General features: G+C 41.0%; 10 protein-coding genes. 8 read left to right on the forward strand and 2 right to left on the reverse strand.

Features of this window, described 5'->3' with window-relative positions:
• Positions 1-198: 198 nt before the first annotated feature.
• The 8 genes from H8796_RS14635 to H8796_RS14670 all read left to right on the forward strand — a co-directional run bounded on the left by H8796_RS14635 (position 199) and on the right by H8796_RS14670 (position 15,518).
• A complete protein-coding gene (locus H8796_RS14635; RefSeq protein WP_117935091.1) occupies positions 199-3,024 on the forward strand; it encodes a two-component regulator propeller domain-containing protein in 2,826 nt (941 codons plus the stop codon).
• A gap of 699 nt (positions 3,025-3,723) precedes the next feature.
• Positions 3,724-4,239 carry an RNA polymerase sigma-70 factor gene (locus H8796_RS14640; protein WP_117935089.1) on the forward strand — a complete coding sequence of 172 codons (516 nt, stop codon included), beginning with the start codon at positions 3,724-3,726 and terminating at the stop codon, positions 4,237-4,239.
• Between the two features lie 69 nt (positions 4,240-4,308).
• Entirely contained in the window at positions 4,309-7,608 is a 3,300-nt protein-coding gene (locus H8796_RS14645) for a TonB-dependent receptor (RefSeq protein WP_117935087.1), read from the forward strand.
• 3 nt (positions 7,609-7,611) lie between these two features.
• On the forward strand, positions 7,612-9,345 hold the full coding sequence (locus H8796_RS14650; protein ID WP_117935085.1) for a RagB/SusD family nutrient uptake outer membrane protein: 1,734 nt from the start codon (positions 7,612-7,614) through the stop codon (positions 9,343-9,345).
• A 32-nt stretch (positions 9,346-9,377) separates the two neighbouring features.
• Positions 9,378-10,904, forward strand: a complete 1,527-nt coding sequence (locus H8796_RS14655) for an Ig-like domain-containing protein (protein ID WP_117935083.1) — start codon at positions 9,378-9,380, stop codon at positions 10,902-10,904.
• A gap of 5 nt (positions 10,905-10,909) precedes the next feature.
• Positions 10,910-12,313, forward strand: coding sequence for an alginate lyase family protein (locus H8796_RS14660; RefSeq protein ID WP_117935081.1), 1,404 nt, complete (start codon positions 10,910-10,912; stop codon positions 12,311-12,313).
• A 247-nt stretch (positions 12,314-12,560) separates the two neighbouring features.
• Entirely contained in the window at positions 12,561-14,210 is a 1,650-nt protein-coding gene (locus H8796_RS14665; protein ID WP_117935079.1) for a glycoside hydrolase 43 family protein, read from the forward strand.
• Between the two features lie 87 nt (positions 14,211-14,297).
• On the forward strand, positions 14,298-15,518 hold the full coding sequence (locus H8796_RS14670) for a glycoside hydrolase family 88 protein (protein ID WP_074637735.1): 1,221 nt from the start codon (positions 14,298-14,300) through the stop codon (positions 15,516-15,518).
• Between the two features lie 159 nt (positions 15,519-15,677).
• Here the strand turns inward: H8796_RS14670 and H8796_RS14675 are convergent, their stop codons facing one another.
• Positions 15,678-16,154: a copper resistance protein NlpE N-terminal domain-containing protein gene (locus H8796_RS14675; protein ID WP_004296964.1), complete on the reverse strand. Its 477-nt coding sequence runs from the start codon at positions 16,152-16,154 to the stop codon at positions 15,678-15,680.
• A gap of 56 nt (positions 16,155-16,210) precedes the next feature.
• Positions 16,211-17,503, reverse strand: coding sequence for a hemolysin family protein (locus tag H8796_RS14680; RefSeq protein ID WP_117935077.1), 1,293 nt, complete (start codon positions 17,501-17,503; stop codon positions 16,211-16,213).
• Positions 17,504-17,616: the final 113 nt, after the last annotated feature.

The raw sequence follows: 17,616 nt of genomic DNA on the forward strand, positions 1-17,616 counted from the left end.
TATTTATCACTTGTACGGTTCTCATCACCTACTATCTATAAAGTGTCAGACATTGATGCAGATGCGTCATTGAAGGTTCGTATCGAACAATAGCCGATTTAAAATGGGATTTTTCTCATTTTAATAAAAGATATATTCTCTTTTGGAGAATTTTATGTAAGTTTGTCACATGTTTAATATGAAAAAAGCCCATTGTAGGTGAAAAACACGATTAAATATCTGATTCTTTTAATAATGTGTTTGGCTTGCGGTGTAAAACTACAAGCCCAAGATTACACGTTCCGTAATGTCGTGATGTCCGACGGTCTTTCCGGGTTGTTGGTGAACGCTATTTATAAAGATTCGGAGGGCTTTGTCTGGCTAGGAACGGATAACTGTCTCGACCGTTTCGATGGAGTAAAAGTACGCCATTTTGAATTCCGGGGCATTGAATCAGGAAGAAAGAAACGGGTAAACAGCGTTACAGAAACAGCCAACAAACAACTGTGGGTAGGAAATGGAATCGGACTTTGGCGATTGAACCGTACAAGTAGCCAATTGGAAAGAATTGTCCCCGAAAAGATAGATTTTGCCGTAAATACTTTGTTGGCTAATGAGGATATTCTTTATATTGGAACAGAGAAAGGCTTATTCATTCATAAAGACGGTCAATTACTACAGGTCTTGACAGACCGGAATATGCTTGCCGCCTGTAACAGAATCATGGATATTTGTCTGAATGAAGATAAAACCGTATTATGGCTGGCTACGGTGCAGGGGCTGTACTCTTATTCACTGAAAGATGGAAAGATTGATTCCTGGCATTTTCAGGAGAATGTGCCCGAAGCCGATTATTTCCGTTGCCTGACCCGTATCGGAGAAACTCTTTATCTGGGCACAATGAGCCAAGGTGTAGTGCGTTTCGATATAAAAAAGGAAACATTCTCTCATACGGTATCTTTAGGCTGCGATGTCATTTCTGACATATCCAGCGATGGGAAAGAGACTGTGTATATAGCTACTGACGGTAATGGCGTCCACTTCCTTTCACACAAAGACCAACAAGTGACACGTCGTTTCTACCATGATGTCAATGATAAGGAAGGAATTCGCAGTAATTCTATTTACTCCTTACTTGTAGATGATAGAGGTGCTGTCTGGGTGGGGCATTTTCAGGCAGGGCTGGATTATTCACTCTATCAGAACGGCCTTTTCCGCACGTATGACTATCCACCTTTGTTCAATTCGGCAAATCTTTCCATTCGTTCTTTCGTAAACAGAGGGCAAGAGAAAGTCATCGGTTCACGTGACGGTTTGTTTTATATAAACGAAGCTACCGGAGTAGTGAAAAGTTTTGTAAAGCCCGTTTTAACTTCAGATCTGATACTGACAATCAGCTTCTATCAAGGAGAATATTATATCGGTACGTATGGTGGCGGTATGATGGTACTGAATCCGGGAACATTATCTCTGAAATATTTTGCACAGGGCGATACGGAGCTTTTTCAAAAAGGACATATATTCTGTGTGAAACCGGATGCAAAAGGAAATCTTTGGATAGGGACCTCACAAGGACTCTTCTGTTATAACGGACAGACCAAACAGATCAAACACTTTACCAGTGCTAACTCCCAACTGCCGGAGGGCAATGTGTATGAAGTAAGTTTTGATTCTACGGGCAAAGGATGGATTGCTACTGAAACCGGTATGTGTATTTATGATCCGGCTTCTCAAAGTTTACGCTCTAATGTGTTTCCGGAGGGATTCGTTCATCGGGATAAAGTGCGTACTATCTACGAAGATGCTGAACACAATCTCTATTTTATCCGTGAGAAAGGGAGTCTGTTTACATCTACTTTAACGATGGATCGTTTCCAGAATCGCTCTATCTTTTCTACTCTTCCGGACAATTCGCTGATGTCTGTTATAGAAGATAACCAAGGTTGGCTGTGGGTGGCCTGCAATGATGGGTTGTTGCGTATCAAAGAAGAAGGGGAGGAGTATGATGCTTTCACCTTCAATGATGGAGTGCCGGGACCAACTTTTACGAATGGAGCCGCTTATAAAGATGAAAAAGGACTATTGTGGTTTGGTAACACCAAAGGACTGATTTATGTTGATCCGAAACGTGTGGACGAAGTGCGTGGCAAGGTTCGTCCGATTGTATTTACCGATATACTGGCTAATGGCGTACCTTTTACCAGTTCCTCTTTGAAATACAACCAGAATAATTTGACTTTCTGTTTCACAGATTTCGCCTATGGTCTGCCATCTGCCTTACTATATGAATATCGATTGGAGGGAGTGGACAAAGACTGGAAATTATTGGCTGCACAGAACGAAGTCTCTTATTACGGACTTTCTTCCGGAACTTATACTTTTCGGGTACGTCTTCCGGGAAATGAGCAATCGGAAGCTATCTGTCAAGTGACAGTACGCCCTATGATACCTTGGTGGGGATGGGCACTTTCCATTTTATTAATCGTAGGAATTATAGCCTTTATACGGTATTATGTTTGGAAACGTATGCGTCGTTTGCTTGCTTCCTCTGCTTCGTCGATTTCGACATCAACGGAGGAGGAAATACAACAGAGAGAACAAACTGTAGAACATCCGGAAGTAATTTCAGAGCAACAATCTTCCGCTGTTGAAGAGAAATATAAGACCAATAGACTGACCGAAGAGGAATGTAAAGAACTTCATAAGAAACTGGTGGCTTATGTAGAGAAAGAAAAGCCATATATCAATCCCGACTTAAAAATGGGGGACTTGGCTTCTGCATTGGATACTTCTTCACATTCATTATCGTATCTTTTGAACCAGTATCTTAATCAGTCTTACTATGACTTCATCAATGAATACCGTGTTACCCAATTCAAAAAGATGGTAGCGGATAGCCAATATTCCCGCTATACTTTGACTGCACTGGCAGAACTTTGTGGTTTTAGTTCGCGTGCTTCTTTCTTCCGTTCATTTAAAAAGAGTACGGGAGTTACTCCGAATGAATACATCCGTAGTATAGGCGGAACAGCCAAAGAAGAGTAACTTTTCGACTTATTATCTCTGAAATCTATTTTGCACCCATATTCCCTTCACCCTTCACTTCTCCCTGTTCATTGGGGATAGAGGGTGAAGGTTCTTGATTCACTAAGTGACTTTCTTCCTTTCACTTGTTTCTTTCCATTATCTATTAATAGATAAGTTCTTCTTCTCCCTATATAAACTTCTTTTGGTCCTATTGCAAAGTTGTTTTTTATAGGGAGTAATCTATAAACGAAAGCTTTGTTTTTATAAATGAAACTTGCGTTTATAAAAACAAAGCTTGCAATTATATAATTGAAGCTTGCATTTATAGTTTACCCTTAATCAAACGTAACTTTGCAATAAGTGCAAAGCAAGTTTGTCTTTAATGAAATGAAAGTTTTCTTTTAATGTTTATGTCTCATCAAAGCCGTTGATGAGACAATGAATCGGTAAGATCGTGAAATGGTGAGATTGAAAAGGAGAGAAAGGTAAGGGCAAACAGGTGTAAGTGGAGCGAAAATGCATAGATTTTAGTGTGTGGAGTCTCATTTTATAAAGTGATACTCTATTTAATGTGAATATAACTTGTTGATAATGAGAAGAGTGTATTTAAATAAGTCTAACTAGATTCGTTGAGATTGATCCGCTTTATTTTACGACCGTTATATCCGAAATCCCCTCTATATTTGCATCGTGATTAAAACCGAAAAAGATAGTATTATGGAGACAATAGCTAACACTTACGACGACATTATCACCCGTTCTTATGAAGAATATTATCAGGTGATTCTTACCTATATTACTTATCGTATCACTCATCGCTACGAAGCGGAGGATCTAACCCAAGATGTATTTGTACGTCTGCTGGACTACAAACAAATGCTCCGTCCCGACACAGTGAAATATTTTCTGTTCACTATTGCCCGCAATATTGTAATCGACTATATCCGTCGTTATTATAAGAAGCAGGAGATAGACAGCTACATCTATGATACTATGTCTACTTCTACCAATGAAACCGAAGAAAAAATTATCGGTGATGATTTAATGACAATGGAACGGACCCGTCTGGCTGCCATGCCCGAACAACGTCGGTTAATTTATACATTAAGCCGTTTCGAAAATAAAACTTCTCCGGAAATCGCTAATGAACTGAATCTAAGTTGTAGGACGGTAGAAAACCACCTATTCCTTGGACGTCGTGAAATGCGCGAATTCTTCCGAAATTGTATATAATCTTATTCATTAATAAATAACCCTTTGTGCTTATGGAAAAGGAGTCAGAATTTACAAAGAGGCACCTGTATGCCTTACCTTATTTTAGAGAACAAAAATTTAATACTATTTTTAAACCTCAAATTTAATTTTATGAAACGAAGAGGATTAATATTTAATTCGCGACCTAACAAGACAGCTGTGTTTGCGTTAGGATTAATGCTGGGACTTTGTCCTGTTTCAAAGGCATGGGCTGATACAAACATGAACGATAGTCAAGTAGTGGCACAGGCTCAAAAGAAAGTGAAAGGTCAAGTCGTTGATGCAATGGGCGAGCCATTGATTGGCGTGAATATTACTGTAATAGGTGGGACAGAAGGAACGATTACAGATATCGACGGAAATTATACAATTGGTGTATCTGCTGGAGCCAAGTTGAAATTCAGCTATATCGGTTATAAAGATCAGATCATAGATGTAGCTTCGCAAACTGTGATAAATGTAAAGTTGCAAGAAGATAGCGAAGTATTGGATGAAGTTGTAGTAGTGGGATATGGTTCACAGAAGAAGGAAACATTGACAGGTGCTGTAACGGTGGTATCTGATAAAATGTTGAAGAATAAAGGAACGATGTCAAGTCCGTTACAGGCAATGCAGGGTCAGGTTCCGGGTGTGACGATTACTCGTAATTCAGCTGCTCCGGGAGATGAAAGCTGGGGCTTGAAATTGCGTGGTTCTGTTTCTGCAAATAATGCGGAGCCGTTGATCGTTATTGACGGAGTTGCTTATGATGGCGTAAATGCATTGCGTAATATCAACCCTTCCGATATACAGTCTATCAACTTTCTGAAAGATGCATCGGCAGCTATTTACGGTTCCCGTGCCGCAGGTGGTGTGGTATTGGTAACCACCAAACAGGCAAAGGAAGGAAAAGCGAGAATAGAGTATAGCGGTTCATACACTTATAAGATGGTGGGATTGCAGCCGGAACTGATGACAATGAACGAATGGGCGAATGCTGTGTTGCAGACTTGTCAGAATGACGGTCAGCCGGATTCTTATTCATGGGTGAAATATGCGAAAATGGCATTGGCCAGTGAAGGTAAATACATTGATTTGGATCACAGTGCAAATCCTTTTGCTCCCGGCTATTCAGATGTAATGGATTTCGTGTTTATGGATACCAACTGGCAAGACGTGTTGTTCGGCAATTCTTATTCTACGCAACATGACCTGGCTGTTTCCGGAGGTACGGAAAAGAATTTATATCGCTTGTCCGTAGGGTATATGTATGATGACAGTAATTTGAAGTGGGGAAATAATAATAATCAGCGTTTCAATCTTCGTTTGACTAATAAACTGAAGGTTTTTGATAACTTTGCTATTGAATCAGTGATTGCCTACAACCGCCAGGATCAGGTATCTCCCTCACAACTGAATAAAACGTTGACATCCAGTTATCCGCAACCGGGTCTTCCGGCTTCTACGATTGATGGAAAACCTTATTCATGGGGAACTTGGCTGTCGCCAATCTGGTTTGCCGAGCTAGGTGGGGATAATCAATTGAAAGTATCTGAAATTAATATCAGTGAAAAATTCACTTACAATATCAATAAACATCTGGATGTAGTAGCAAATCTCGGTTATAACTCCGGAGTAGCTTCACGTGATATAAAGAAGATGGCCATTACCTCTTATAATTATGCAGGGACTAAGATAAACACCAAGGCCGACGGCTATAAGCAGGAAGAATCGTCATACGAGAAAACGAGTTCACGTACAGATTTTTATTCTATGGCAGGTTATGTTGATTATCACAATACATTTGCGCAGCACCATAATGTAAGTGCGATGCTTGGTGCTCAATATGAATTGAAAGAATATGATTATTTTGGTGTATCGGTGAAAGATATACAGAACTCATTGGAAACTGTAAATGGTGCGGGACTTGTGAATCTGACAGACAAACATGGTACGAAGTGGCATGAGGCTGTGATGTCCTACTATTCTCGTTTAAACTATAATTATAAGTCAAAATACCTATTGGAAGTAAATATGCGTTATGATGGTTCTTCCAAATTCAAACCGGAGAATCGCTGGGACTTCTTTTATGGAATATCCGGTGGATGGCGTATTACGGAAGAAGCGTTCATGAAGAATATCAAATGGCTGAACGATTTGAAAATCCGTCTTTCTTATGGTGAAGTAGGTAATCAAAGTGGTATTGATCGTTACGATGGTACGCAGTTCTATAAATTTGAATCTCAAAGCGGAGCTTACATCGGTCCTAACAAAGGTACTATCATAGATACGAATGGTAAAATCGCTTCTTTGGGGCGTGAATGGGAACGCATTAAGAATTATAACTTAGGATTGGATTTCTCTTTGTTCAATTCCCGTCTGACAGGTACTGCCGAAGTGTACATGAAACGTAATGATAATATGTTGATTAATGTTTCTTATCCGGGAGTTCTGGGGGATAACGCAGGTATGTCTAATAATGGAAAATTCAGATCACATGGATGGGAAATTATGGTAAACTGGTCTGATAAGATTGGAAAAGACTTCACTTATCATGTAGGAGGTACTTATTCTTTCAATACCAACAAACTGACAGATATTGGTGCGGTATCAGTCCTAAAATCCGGTTTTGTTGATAAGCAACAAGGCTATCCGTTGAATAGTATTTTCGGTTTGCGTTATGCCGGTAAAGCGCAGACAGAAGAAGAACGTCAAAAATATCTATATCGTTTCCTGACTGGTAATACCATCGGACTGACAGAACAAAACTTCCGTTTGGGAGATAATATGTATGCTGATGTGAACAATGATGGGAAACTGGATCAGAATGATATTGTTTATCTGGGTACAGATGATCCGAAAATCTCCTTCTCTTTTAATGTAGGAGCAGAATGGAAGGGATTTGATTTATCATTGGTTTTCCAGGGTGCTGCCAAACGTACTATTTTCCGTACGGGAGATAATAACGGTAATGAGATTTGGCGTATACCGATGAAGGCATTATATCTGAACACCTCTAATCAATCGGTAGGTAACACGTGGAGTCCGGAAAATCGGGGCGCTTATTATCCGACATATAGTAATAAGAATGAAATTAATGACTACAACTATCAGGCTTCTTCCTGGTCAGTGGAAGATGGTTCTTACATTCGTCTGAAGAATGTGACATTAGGATACAATGTGCCTGCTGCCTTTTTAGCTAAAACAAAAGCAATAAGTTCTTGTCGTGTATATGTAGCGGGTGCTGATCTTTGGGAATATTCTAAGATTAACGACGGATGGGACCCGGAAGCTAGCCGTAAGGTATCAGCGGCAGGACGTTTCCCCTTTGTTCGTACTGTGACTTTTGGATTAAATCTAACTTTTTAATGTATGAAGAATATGAAACTATATAAGAAAGCTCTTTTGATTTTATCGCTTGGCCTGACACTGAATTCGTGTCTGGATCTCGATCCGCAGGATCAACTGGCAGATGGCAACTTGTGGGGGGCAGCAGATGATTTTAAGTATTTTGCAACTAATTTCTATGGTTGGACCCGCGATTTCACATCGGTAATTTCTGATGGTGCACATTCTGACTGGCGTTCGGACTTGATGACTTCCAGTTCTGTAAACATGTACAGCAATGGTAGTAATCCGATTCCTACTTCAGACGGTAACTATACAGGCAACTATGCTCATATCCGCCGTTGTAATTTGTTGTTGCAAAAAGCAGCGTCTTTTTCCGGTAATGGTGATATTAGCCGCTATGTAGCAGAAGCAAAGTTTTTCCGTGCTTATTCTTATTTTGATTTGGTACAATTATTCGGAGATGTGATTATTACCAAAGAACCGCTGGATATTACTTCTCCCGAACTGCGCATGAGCCGTAACGATCGTAGTGAAGTGATTGATTTCGTCATTCAGGACTTACGGGAAGCGGCTGAAGTATTGCCGGAGACAATCACAACGGATGATGAAGGACGTATTTCAAAATGGGGAGCTTATGCATTTCTTTCACGTGTTGCTTTATATGAAGGCACATGGCAACAAAACCGTAATAATGAAGAACGTGGCAAAGCATTGTTGAGCATTGCAGCGGATGCGGCAAAGAAGGTTATCGACAGTAAGCAGTTCGAATTATTCAAACCAGCAGCGCTGGGAGATATGGCTTATAAATACCTGTTCATTTTGGAAAATGTACAGTCTAATCCTGCGAATCTGACTAAGAGTGCTAATAAAGAATATATATTCTATCGCCGTCATGATGAAACGATTGCTCCGATCGGGACTAATATCACTCATGGCTGTGTGGCTAACGTGCAATACATTAATCGTAAATTTGTGAATATGTATCTTTGTAGCAACGGATTGCCTATTGACCATGCCAAGAGTGCCGATATTTTTAAAGGTTATGGAGGACTGACCACAGAATTTGAAAATCGGGATAATCGTATGAAGAACTGTCTTCTGGCTCATGGTACTAAATATTGGGATAATGACAAACCTCGTATCGATTGGAAAGGCATGGATGGAGAGGATGCCACTAATGCCATCACATGTAATGTATTCCAAGGTTCCGGTTATCAGAATAAGAAATGGGGTACGGAGCGTAAAGTTGCCGATACATTTGAAGGATATGACTTCCCGATCATCCGTTATGCAGAGGTTTTATTGAATTATGCAGAGGCTATGTATGAGTTGGGAACTACCGGTAAGGCTTTGGATGATGCATTGAATATCTCGTTGAATCTGGTTCGCCTGCGTGTAAACCCGGATATGCCCAAACTGACTACTTCTTTTGTTTCGGAAAACAATTTGAATATGCGGGAAGAGATCCGTCGTGAACGTACCATCGAATTGTACAATGAAGGTTTCCGTATTGATGATTTGAAACGTTGGAATACTGCTATTGTAGAGATGCCTAAACCGATTTTAGGTGTGAAATGGACAGGAACAGATTTTGCGACTTCATGGGCTGGTGCTTCTAATATGGCAAAAGATTCGGATGGCTGTTTGATTTTGGAAAATAGTCGGCGTTGGGGTAGCAAAAATGATCTGTATCCACTTCCGGTAGATCAGTGTCAGTTGAATCCGAACTTGGGACAGAATCCGGGATGGCAATAAACGAGTCTGAAATAACTTAAAGAATAAGAATCATGAAAAGAGATTATATAAAATATTTTGTTGGGCTGGCGGCTTGTTCGTTTTTAGGTCTGACTTCATGTGATGATGATAAGGATTTAGGAGGACAGATGGATGAGATGATTACCATATTCACCATTACTCTGAACGAAACTCAATATGATGCAGGAAATAAAGCAATTTGTTTGCTGAAGAATAAGGAACTGCAACTCTCTTGGAGTATTGCACCCGAAAGTGCAACTAATGCGAATGTGCAATGGACTTCGTCGGATGAATCTATTGTGTCTGTTACACGGGAAGGTAAGGTCGTAACCAAGGATAAAGCAGGAAAGGCTGTTATTACTTTAATGCCGGAAATCGGTTTCGGACCGGAAGCTACTATCGTGACCAGAACAGTGGAGGTCTTGGAAGAATATACATATATGTCATCTATTAACATTAAGAATGTTCCTGCGGAAGAAATTGCAGCCGGGGATGAATATCAGTTGGAAGTTGTGTCGGAACCGTCGGATGCTACATTTAAACGGTATAAGTGGATAAGTAGTAATCCGGAGGTAGCAACTGTAGATGAAAAGACTGGATTGGTGACCGGAATTAGTAAAGGTGATGCAACTATTACAGTGACTGCCGATGATTTTAGTTCGACTCCGGTGTCTGCAAGTTGCAAGATAGGAGTGAAAATAGTTACTCCAATTACCGGAATGACATTTACTGAAGATAAGGAACTCAATCAGTTAGGATACGGACAGGAATATCAGATTAAATATACATTGGAACCTGTAGATGCTACTGCCTCATTACTGACTTGGACGAGTGATAATCCTGATGTGATAAGTGTAGATAAAACAGGTAAGTTGAAAGTACATACCACGAAGACCGCTTCTGCTGTTATAACCGCCTCTTATGGCCCTGTTGTACAAAGTGTAACTGTAACAGTTGCCGATGGACGTTTCTGGTATTCATTAGGTAATGGTCTGGGTAATGGACAGGATAATAATTGGTATCTGGATGGTAACGGCGCATCTGTAGTTTCATCTGACGGAAAGAAGACCATTGTTCAAATGGGTTCCGGATATCGTGGTGATTTATGGCTTGCGAGAAGTGGTAAAGGAAAGGTTGTAAATGTGACTCCTGCTGATTATAGATATTTCGCAATTAAAGTAGGATTCAAATCGCAGCTGGTTCCGGGAAAGAATAAACCTAATGGTTGTATTAAGTTAGAGATATTTGATGATGGTATTAAGAAGATAGGACCTGAATATTTTGGAACAGGTGGAGATGCAAATAATAGATATGAGATTCTGGGGGCAAGTGAGATTTCGACTACAGAACCGAATGTTTTGTACTACGACTTACAGTCAAAATATAAGACTGTGACACCTACAGACTGGAATCAGGTATTTGATTTAGCGCAATGTAAATTTGTTATTGCTGACTTCCCGGAAACAGCACAGACTTATGATCTTTACTGGATTCGTTCTTTCAAGTCCATAGAGGAACTTCAAGCTTTTGTAGACAGTGAAAACAATACTAACGAATAACTATCATGAATAAGATGAAATTACATACAATAATAGGAGCAGGGCTTTTCGCCCTGACTTCTACCACGCTTTTAGCATGTAGTGAGATAGAAGACGGTTCTAATGATATGAGCAGTTGGCCGGAAGTGAAAGATTATGTTACGACTTTGGAGCATCCCTGTATGCTTCATACAGAAACGGATTTTGAATTTGTAAAAGGAAAGGTACAAGCTGGTGCACAACCTTGGAAAAATGCGTTCGATCATTTGAGCCGCGGTGGGAATAGCTTGTCTCAATCAAACTATAAGGCTTCTCCGGTGAAATTATTAGCACGTCTCGATCAGAACAACTGGGCTGGCAAATATCCGAATGATTGGAATAACTACACGAAGTTGATGAAAGATGCCGCCGCAGCGTATCAGTTGGCTCTTCGATGGAAACTGTCGGAAACAGATGGTGCACAGTATGCGGATGCGGCTGTTGCTATTCTGAATGATTGGGCTAAAACTTGTACAGGATTTATCGTGAATGATAAAGGTGAGTTTATAGATCCGAATGAGTTCTTGATTTTCATTCAAGTACATCAGCTGGCTAATGCTGCGGAAATTATGCGTTCTTATTCAGGATGGCAGGAAGCTGATTTCGTTAAGTTTAAAGCATGGATTACGGATGTTTTTTATCCTCATATCACAAAATTTCTGTCTACCCACAACGGAAATGAATGTGCACTTCATTATTGGCTAAACTGGGATTTATCCGCAATGACTGCTTTGCTTTCTATCGGTATTCTGGCGGATGATAACTTTAAAATCAATGAGGCTATTCAATATTTCAAATTCGGTATTGGTTCCGGAAATATAGGAAATGGCGTTCCTTTCATCCATTTAGATCCGGATAGTAATGAAATGCTGGGACAATGTCAGGAATCAGGCCGTGACCAGGGACATGCTACCTTGTGTGTCAGTCTGCTGGGTGCCTTTTGTCAGATGGCAAAGAATGTAGGTGAAGACCTTTTCATATTTGATGATGGACGCGCATTGGCTATGTGTGAATATGTAGCTAAGTATAATATCGGTGGTGCCGAAACCGGTAGTTCAAGTGCCAGTTGGAAGATGACGAGTTTTAAATATACAGATAATGATCTGCCTTATACTACTTATACAAATTGTAGTGGAAGCTGGGATACTATTTCTGCACAGGAAAGAAGAGAAGGAAAGGATTCACGTGGTGAAGTACGTCCTGCATGGGAGTTGGTGAATCGTTTGGCGCAAGATTACGGAAAATCAAGTATTTATGCTAAGATGTGGGTTGATAAAATGCGTGAAAATGCATCACGCGGAAATTCCGATGGCGGAGCAGGTGATTATGGACCTAATAGCGGTGGTTATGACCAATTAGGTTTCGGAACGCTGATGTTTGCAAAAGAGTAAAGAAAACGCTGTTGGTAATATAGCATGATTGTTTTACAATAATCTTGGATAAATAGAAAAAAGTTGTAAGGGGATTAGGTATTTACCTAATCCCCTTCGTATATATAAGCAAATAGGTTAAGAAATAGATTGTTTGGAATCAGATAATAGATTCAGTTTTTAAAGTGATTGGTTTTATATAAAGGTAGAAAGAACCTGTTTTTAGGAATAACACTTGAATTTAGAAAAGAATTATTAGTTAGGTACTATGCGTAAAAAGATTCTGTTTTTAGCAGGAATGATGGCTTGCTGTTCATTGGCAGGTGCACAAGAAATTTCTAAGACCTGGGTGGCTGATAAGGGAAATGGAACTTATCAGAACCCGGTTCTTCATGCAGACTATTCGGATCCGGATGTATGTGCAGCCGGAGATGATTTCTATATGACAGCGTCCAGTTTTAATTGTATTCCCGGAATTCCTATTCTTCATTCCAATGACTTGGTGAATTGGTCGCTGGTAAACTATGCGTTACCGGTTCAGGAGCCGGAAGAATTCTTCGATAAGGCACAGCATGGTAAAGGCGTATGGGCACCGGCTATTCGTTTTCATAACGGGGAGTTCTACATTTACTGGGGTGATCCGGATTATGGAATCTATATGATTAAAACCAAAGACCCGAAAGGAAAATGGAGCAAGCCTGTATTGGTGAAAGCCGGGAAAGGTATGATTGATGCCACTCCTTTGTGGGACGAAGACGGAAAAGTATATCTGATACATGCTTATGCCGGAAGCCGTAGCGGAGTGAATAGTATTCTCGTTATTTGCGAACTGAATGCAGAGGGAACAGAAGTAATTTCCGATCCGGTGATGGTATTTGACGGAAATGATGGAAAGAACCATACGGTAGAAGGACCGAAGCTTTACAAACGCAACGGATACTACTATATTTTTGCTCCGGCAGGTGGAGTAGCAACCGGTTGGCAATTAGTACTTCGCTCGAAGAACATTTACGGCCCCTACGAATCGAAGATCGTAATGGCACAAGGAAAGACAAATATCAACGGGCCTCATCAAGGCGGCTGGGTAGATACGAATACAGGAGAATCCTGGTTCGTTCATTTTCAAGATAAAGGTGCTTACGGACGCGTGATTCATCTGAATCCGATGACTTGGGTAAATGATTGGCCTGTAATCGGAGTAGACAAGGATAAAGATGGTTGCGGTGAACCGGTAATGACCTATAAGAAACCGAATGTAGGAAAGACATATCCGATAGCCACTCCGCCGGAGAGTGATGAATTCAATACCCGTCATTTAGGATTACAATGGCAATGGCATGCCAATAAAAAAGACACTTACGGGTTCACGACCGACTTGGGGTATATTCGTCTTTATGCAGGCAGCCTCTCGAAAGAATTTGTGAACTTCTGGGAAGTTCCTAACTTGTTGATGCAAAAGTTTCCGGCTGAAGAGTTTACAGCTACGACCAAGTTGACATTTACTGCCAAGCAGGATGGGGAACAAACCGGAATCATTGTGATGGGATGGGATTATAGCTATCTCTCCATTCGTAAGGCGGGAGATCAGTTTATTCTGCAACAAGCGGTCTGTAAGGATGCGGAACAGCAAAATCCCGAACAGATAAAAGAATTGGCAAACATTCCGGTGGAACATCTGAAGATGCCGGGAGTAGCAGATAATGAGTGGCAAACAGTTTACTTGCAAGTAAAGGTTCGAAAAGGAGCCGTTTGTACATTCGCTTATAGTCTGGACGGAAAGAAATACACGACAGTGGGAGAGCCTTTCACAGCCCGACAAGGTAAATGGATTGGAGCCAAAGTTGGAGTATTTTGCGTAACTCCGAATGAGGGCAATCGTGGATGGGCAGATGTAGACTGGTTCCGGATGACTAAGTAACTGATGGAGTGACTAAGTAACTGACCGCTCAAGTAACTGACAAAGAGAAATAAAGATTAAGAATTAACGCGAATATATTGAACTAAGATGAAAAAGATTGTAGTAGGTCTGGCTGTGATGTTAGGTTTTTGTATGTGCACTCACAAGCCTTCCGGTACATTGGATGTGAATAAGGCATTAGACTACTGTGCAGAGCAGACACAACGTACGCTTACGGAACTGAAAACAGATTCCGGCATTGACTATACGATGATGCCACGTAACATTATGGCTGACGAACACCACTGGAACTGTCGTAAGGCAACGAAAGAAGAATGGTGTGCCGGTTTCTGGCCGGGTGTGCTCTGGTATGATTACGAATATACACAGGATAAGCACATTCTGGAAGAAGCGAAGAAGTTTACGAACTCATTGGAGTTCCTTTCTCAAATACCGGCTTATGACCATGATTTGGGATTCCTCGTATTCTGCAGTTATGGAAACGGCTATCGCTTGACGAAAGATCCTGCTTATAAGAAAGTGATTTTGGATACGGCCGATTCGCTGGCTACTTTATTCAATCCGGTGGTAGGAACAATGCTTTCATGGCCTCGTGAAGTGGAACCACGCAACTGGCCTCACAACACAATCATGGATAACATGATTAATCTCGAAATGCTTTTCTGGGCAGCGAAGAATGGAGGAAATCCTTATTTGTATGATGTTGCTGTTTCTCATGCTGATAAAACAATGAAATGTCAATTCCGTCCCGATTATACATCCTACCATGTAGCAGTCTATGATACCATCACAGGTAATCTGATAAAAGGAGTAACCCATCAGGGCTATGCAGACAGTACCATGTGGGCGCGTGGTCAGGCATGGGCAATCTACGGATATACTGTAGTCTATCGGGAGACGAAAGATCCTAAATATCTTGATTTCGCACAGAAAGTGACAGATGTCTATCTCGAACGCTTGCCGGAAGATAAAGTGCCTTATTGGGATTTCAGTGCACCGGGAATACCGGATGCTCCCCGTGATGCTTCGGCTGCGGCAGTGGTGGCCTCTGCTTTACTTGAACTATCCACTTACCTCCCGAACGGAACCGGAAAACGTTATAAAGATGCAGCTATTGAAATGCTGGCAAGCCTGAACTCTGACAGTTATCAGAGTGGTAAGAGCAAACCGTCATTCCTGTTGCATAGCGTAGGGCATTGGCCGGCTCATTCTGAGATAGATGCTTCTATTATTTATGCAGATTATTATTATATCGAAGCCTTGTTGAGGCTGAAACGTCTACAAGAAGGACACGGGGTATTGGGATAACCGTATTACCGGGCTTATGAATACGGTAATATCAAAGTATCGGTAGAACTCATAAAGTGAATAATTAGATTAGTATAGATTATAAGCTAAAAAACGAAAAGCTCTGCAAGAACGAAGGTTCTGTGCAGAGCTTTTTTACTGGTTAGGGTTAGGTTTATTTTATTGTTTTACCTTGATAATGTCATAATTCAGATCGCTGACAGCTTCTTGCAAGCTATCGTTCACCAGACGAAGAGTGGTGTCATTTACAATCACGAAATACATCGGAGCTTCACCGTCCTTCGGAGTTAACTTAACAGCAGTCACAGGTTTTTTGTTCACTACCTTGTGTACAGTCTGCTGTTTTCCTTTTGAAGTGAAAGTCTTGTTTTGTCCTTGACCTTCAGCATCGAGGTAAGTCATATCCAGTGTATACGCAGTATCTACACCGTCAGTTGCAGCGTTCAAGGTTAGTACATAGTCAATACCCGGACCGTCGGCAGCAGGAAGAGTACCTTCATAAACTTCAGTTAGTTCGGTAATCGGAGTCATAGCAAGAGCTAGACTGTCTGCTTGAGCCTCTGCGGCTTTGTTTGCTTTTGATTGGCATGATGCCAAAGCAGCTACGACTGCTGCTAACATAATTACTTTTTTCATCGTTAAGTGCTTTAAGTTAATATAAATATAGTGAGCTATTGCTCGTTTTTGCTATTCTATTCCTGTTCCTCGTCCCGTTTGATGACAAGCAGTTTGTCTACTCGTCCGCGGTCCATGTCCACCACTTCGAATTGCAAATTCTTGTAGGTGAAGATGTCGCCCGCTTTCGGGATACGGCCAATCAGGAACATGGCTAATCCACCCAGAGTGGTGAAGTCTTCCGATTCCAGATCTTCATAGGATAAAATACCCATTTCCTCCATGAAGTCGTCGATGTTCATTGAAGCTTCCACCAGCATCGAACCATCCTGCCTTGTGACGATTTCTTCTTCTTCCATTTCATCCTCTTCAAGGATGTCTCCGAAGATACTTTCGGTCAGGTCGTGCAGTGTGATAATGCCTTCTGTGCTGCCATACTCGTTAACAACAACTCCGAACTTGTTTTTGTTCTTCTTAAATAGCTCTAAAACTTTATTTGCATATAAACTTTCCGGAATAAAGAGGGGAGGACGGGCAATTTCGCGTAAGTTAAACAGCTTTTTACTGCCTACCATCAGGATAATATCCTTTACGGAAACCACACCGATAATCTCATCTTTCCGTTCGTCCACCAACAGATATTTACTATAATGTTCTTCTTCGATCGTCTTCATCACCTTTTCCTGCGTATCATCAGGGTGAAGGATAATGAGATCTCTGCGATGCGTCATCAGTTCGTTAGCCCGTTTGTCGGAGAAGCGGAACACATCACGTATCATTTCCGTTTCCTCTTTGTCAATCACACCCTGTTCCGAACTTTGGTGGAGAATCATTTTGATTTCCTCCTGCGTCATGGGGCGTTCTTCGCTTTTCAAACCGATTAGTTTATTCAGTAGCCGGGTAGAGACACTCAGCAACCATACAAAAGGATAAGAAACCTTTGTCAGCAGAATCATGACCGGGCTGAACAAAGTGGCGTACCGCTCCGGATTACTAAGAGCAATAGATTTGGGTACTAGCTCTCCGATAATCAGAGAAAGATAGGTAATGATTGCTACGGTAGTAATCATTGCCAGGTTGCGTGCATAAGCTTCTGCGCCCGGAATGAGAGAAAAGAAAGGAACGAGGTCGTCGGCAATTGCCACACCACCATACGCACCGGATACGATACCGATCAGAGTGATACCAATCTGAATGGTAGATAAGAACTTTTCCGGTTCTTCCAATTGTTTCAAAACTCCGCGGGCTGATTTGTTACCTTTTGCGACAAGTGTTTCAAGACGTGCTTTGCTGGATGATACCAGCGCAATTTCATACATGGCAAAAATGCCATTCAGTACAAGTAAGAAAAGTATGATAAGAAATTCCATAAATGGATTAAAATGGTTATAGGGTCGAAATTACATGAAATCACGACACTATGCAAAATCTATGTAATATATTAATGAAAATTTAATAATCGTGTTGTCTTTTTGTGTATTCA

The sequence above is a fragment of the Bacteroides sp. M10 genome, assembly GCF_014334015.1.
Classification (GTDB): Bacteria; Bacteroidota; Bacteroidia; order Bacteroidales; family Bacteroidaceae; genus Bacteroides; species Bacteroides intestinigallinarum.